The organism is Microvirga sp. GN3 (assembly GCF_055792825.1).
The window spans coordinates 1-1,080 of record NZ_JBVVAK010000386.1 but is presented as its reverse complement, the minus strand read 5'-3'; the positions used below and the strand labels follow the sequence as shown (position 1 = coordinate 1,080).

The 1,080-nt window shown below is 64.8% G+C and carries 2 pseudogenes; one reads left to right on the top strand and one right to left on the bottom strand.

Annotated features, from left to right (window positions below):
• Window positions 1-779 (top strand): annotated as a pseudogene (locus ACS5Q1_RS48025) (transposase); the annotation flags it as partial.
• A 169-nt stretch (window positions 780-948) separates the two neighbouring features.
• On the opposite strand, the pseudogene ACS5Q1_RS48020 reads toward ACS5Q1_RS48025, so the two are convergent.
• Window positions 949-1,080, bottom strand: a pseudogene (locus tag ACS5Q1_RS48020) (VOC family protein); the annotation flags it as partial.

The window sequence follows — 1,080 nt, the reverse complement described above, 5'->3', positions numbered from 1 at the left end:
CCGTGGATCACACGCAGGAGGCTCCGCGGGCTGTGCGCGAGTATCTCGCCACCCTGGACGAAGCCGCCTGGGATGCGGCCACCGAGGTTGAGCCAAAGTTCGTCTCACCCTCCGATCCGGCAGCCCAGTGGACCGGAGCACTGCGTGGTCCAGCCTTCTTTGCTTATGCGGACAACGACCTCATCGACCTCAAGGCAGCCGTGATCGTCGACGTGGAAGCGTCCCGGGCGGTGCGGCAGGCGGAGGTGGGCGCCGCCCGCACCATGCTCGAGCGCACGGCTGAGCGCTTTGACCTCAAGCCGGAGCGGCTGGCGGCTGACAGCGCCTACGGCTCGGCCGAGATGCTGCACTGGCTCGTCGAGGAGCAGAAGATCGAACCCCATGTTCCCGTGATCGACAAATCCGAGCGTCAGGACGGCACCTTCGCGCGATCAGACTTCGCGTATGATCGCGAGATGGACACCTACACCTGTCCCGAAGGCAAGTCCCTGACGACCAGCGGCCGGATCGTGAATGAAGGCACGAACAGGCTTTATCTGGGCAGCACCTTTGACTGTGGCCCGTGTCCGCTGAAGGAGCGCTGCTGCCCCAACACGCCAGCCCGCAGGACCCCGCGCAGCATCTATGAGCAGGCCCGCGAGGTCGCGCGCTCATTGAGGGGCACGGCGGCCTTCGAGCGGTCGCGGCAGGGGCGCAAGCGGATCGAGATGGTGTTTGCCCATCTCAAGCGGATCCTGAAGATGGGACGCCTGCGGCTGCGCGGTCCCTGTGGGGCTCAGGTGACCCAAGGAGCCTGAGAAGGCCCGAAGGATACTCCTCACCGCAGTTCTAACCTCAACAAGGCAGGCTGCATCGCTCTCCCAGCCCGTCTGGACGCCGACTTTTTCAACGAAATTGCCATGACCGGACAGAAGCTGGCGGCTATCTTGCCGCCATCTGCACTGAGCCTCAGCCGTGTCGTGCCGCTTCGATCGCGGCCACGTCAATCTTCTTCATTGTCATCATCGCGTCGAACGCGCGCTTGGCCTCCGCGCCTCCTGCCGCCATCGCCTCGGTCAGGACGCGCGGCGTGATTTGCCA